The 3,116-nt window shown below is 40.8% G+C and carries 2 protein-coding genes and 1 pseudogene; 2 read left to right on the top strand and 1 reads right to left on the bottom strand.

All coding sequences use genetic code 11. The annotated features are described in order from the left end of the window. Positions 1-203: 203 nt before the first annotated feature. Positions 204-1,034, bottom strand: coding sequence for a glycosyltransferase (locus tag ADI58_RS00095; protein ID WP_049521001.1), 831 nt, complete (start codon positions 1,032-1,034; stop codon positions 204-206). Between the two features lie 154 nt (positions 1,035-1,188). Here ADI58_RS00095 and ADI58_RS00090 point away from each other — a divergent pair, with 154 nt between their 5' ends. Both ADI58_RS00090 and ADI58_RS11340 read left to right on the top strand, forming a co-directional pair. After that, positions 1,189-2,355, top strand: a complete 1,167-nt coding sequence (locus ADI58_RS00090) for a CynX/NimT family MFS transporter (protein ID WP_049521000.1) — start codon at positions 1,189-1,191, stop codon at positions 2,353-2,355. A 203-nt stretch (positions 2,356-2,558) separates the two neighbouring features. Continuing rightward, positions 2,559-3,116, top strand: a pseudogene (locus ADI58_RS11340) (hypothetical protein); the annotation flags it as partial.

The following is a 3,116-nucleotide window of genomic DNA, read 5'->3' as shown; positions in this document are numbered from 1 at the left end:
ATACTCAATGAAAATCAAAGAGCAAACTAGGAAACTAGCCGCAGGCTGCTCAAAACACTGTTTTGAGGTTGTAGATGGAACTGACGTAGTCAGTAACATATACCTACGGCAAGGCGACGTTGACGCGGTTTGAAGAGATTTTCGAAGAGTATTATATTGTTATTATAACACTTTTTCTAAAGTTTACGATTTGCTACAATCTTTTAATTGCTTTTTCTTAACAGTTTCATAAAAATAAACTGTCTAACAAATCCTGGACAAAGAGCAACAACCATCTGAATCGCAACACTCTTGGCGTACTCCAGGTAAGAAATTTGTCCTCGCTTCAGCATCCGTTGACGAGCCTGACGATAGAGTTTGAGGTAACGCAGTCCCCCACGACGCTCAAACATCCCTGCTCCGACACGAACCTTACACAAGATTTGATCCAGATTTCCAGTCTTGGCTCCTGCAGCAATCATATTGAGCCAGAGGAGGTCATCCTCCATATAAAGCCCATCCTCATAGTTGCCTGCCTTGAGAACCATGTCCTTCTTAAACATAACAGTCATGTGGTTAAAGGCACTTCTCATCCTTTGATAAGCTACAATATCTGCATGCTGGGTTGGAACACGACGGTAAGAAACAATCTCATCAGGATTGTCAATAAATTCTGCAATATGGCCACCTAATAGGTCGAGGTTGTTCTTCTCCATTAGCTGAACCTGTTTCTCAAAACGGTCTGGAACAGCTATATCATCCGTATCCATACGGGCAATAATATCATACTGACACTGCAAAACACCCTGTCGAAGAGCCAGACCCAAACCTTGATTCTGCTCAAGAGGATAGCGTTTCACTGGAATATCAGACTCAACTTCAAGCTGATCTAATACCTGATAGAGCTCAGGTGTCAAAGGCCCATCCTCAACCAGAACCAATTCGCTCGGTTTCAGGGTCTGATTTTGAACACTCTCAATAGCATCCTTTAAAAATGTCGGATTTTCCTTGATATAGACCGACATCAATACGCTGATTTTTTGCTTTTCAGACACAGTTTTTCTCCAATGTATAGATTTCCTTCCACTATTTTATCATAATTTTCAAGACTTTCCCATTTTTATCTTGAAAGCCAGAAACCTTACTTGACATTATAGTGAAAAAGCCTTAAAATAAGCTGTTATTAAAATCAGCTAGAAGAGGTATTATATGAAAAAGCAATCACTCTTTTTTGTTCCAGGTATTATCCTGATTGGTGTTTCCTTGCGGACTCCTTTTACTGTTTTACCCATTATATTGGGAGATATTTCGCAAGGGCTGGGAGTAGAAGTTAGTTCGCTTGGTGTCTTGACCAGCCTTCCCCTCCTCATGTTTACTCTCTTCTCGCTATTTTCTACCCGACTGGCTCAGAAAATCGGCTTGGAGCATCTCTTCACCTACAGCCTTTTCTTCTTGACCATCGGTTCTCTCATTCGACTAATCAATCTGCCCCTGCTCTATCTAGGAACCTTGATGGTTGGGGCAAGTATCGCAGTCATCAATGTTCTGCTTCCTAGTCTCATCCAAGCCAATCAACCAAAGAAGATTGGATTTCTGACAACCTTATATGTAACCTCTATGGGGATTGCAACGGCTCTGGCGTCCTATCTAGCTGTGCCCATTACACAAGCCAGTTCTTGGAAAGGACTTATCATCCTCCTCACCCTGCTCTGTCTAGCAACTTTTTTGGTCTGGCTACCTAATCACCGCTATAATCACAGACTGGCTCCACAAACCAAACAAAAAAGCAAAACAAAGGTTATACGTAATAAACAGGTCTGGGCAGTTATTGTCTTTGCAGGTTTTCAATCCTTGCTCTTTTACACTGCTATGACTTGGTTACCTACTATGGCCATCCATGCAGGCCTATCCAGTCACGAAGCTGGCTTGCTGACTTCTATCTTCTCTCTGATTAGCATTCCTTTTTCAATGACCATCCCAAGCCTGACAACCAGCTTGTCTACTCGCAACCGTCAGCTCATGCTCGCTCTGGTTTCACTAGCTGGTGTGGTCGGCATTTCCATGCTCTTCTTCCCAATCAATAATTTCTTTTACTGGCTTGCCATCCATCTCCTCATCGGAACCGCAACCAGCGCCCTCTTCCCCTATCTCATGGTCAACTTTTCACTCAAGACAAGCGCTCCTGAAAAGACAGCCCAATTGTCCGGCCTATCTCAAACAGGAGGCTATATCCTAGCAGCCTTTGGCCCGACTCTCTTTGGTTACAGTTTTGACCTTTTTCACTCTTGGGTGCCAGCTGTAGCTGCTCTCTTACTCGTCGATATCCTGATGACTGTGGCCCTCTTTACAGTGGACAGAGCCGATAAAATCCTTTAATTTTTCTAAAAACTATCACAACTATAAATAATGCAAAGCTAGACAGAGTCTGGCTTTTTTGGTGCTTATACCAACAAAAAGTACTATCCATCTGTTAGTAGAAAGATGACATTTTTGATATAATAAAATGTATAGACACTAATTATCATACTAAAAATAAATTAGTTTCTAATATAGCTACTATTTTAAACGAGGTACGTAGAATGGATGAACAAAAATACAATTTGGAGCAAAGTTTAACAGAGTTAGATAAGCTCTTTGACTTATCGGCAAAGGAGATAGATAAGACTGCCTGTGAAGATTTAGCAGAAAAAGAAAGAATAATTTATGAGCAATACCCTGAATCAGAAGACATTGCGGTGCGGTATGCTAAGACTTTGTTTTATTTATCAACCAAACAGATTGTGTTGAAGGAACTGGAGACTACTGCTAAAAAATTAGAGAAATTGCAACAAAAATTCCCTGAATCGAATGATATAGCGGAAGCATTAGCTGGGACTTTGCTCCTTTTATCATTCGAGCAGACTGTATTGAGGGAACTAGAGACTACTGCTGAAAAATTAGAGAAATTGCAGCAAAAATTCCCTAAATCGAATGATATAGCTTTGCACTATGCTAGGTTTTTGTTCATTTTATCAGACAAGCAGACTGTATTAAAAGAACTCGAAGCTACTGTCGAGAAATTACAAGGATTACAGCAAAAATTTCCTGAATCGCATGATATAGCAGAAGCATTTGCTAAGACTTTGCTCCTTTTATCA

It is taken from the genome of Streptococcus mitis (assembly GCF_001074635.1).
Classification (GTDB): domain Bacteria; phylum Bacillota; class Bacilli; order Lactobacillales; family Streptococcaceae; genus Streptococcus; species Streptococcus mitis_E.
The sequence above is the reverse complement of the archived record's forward strand: the minus strand, read 5'-3'. Positions and strand labels throughout refer to the sequence as shown.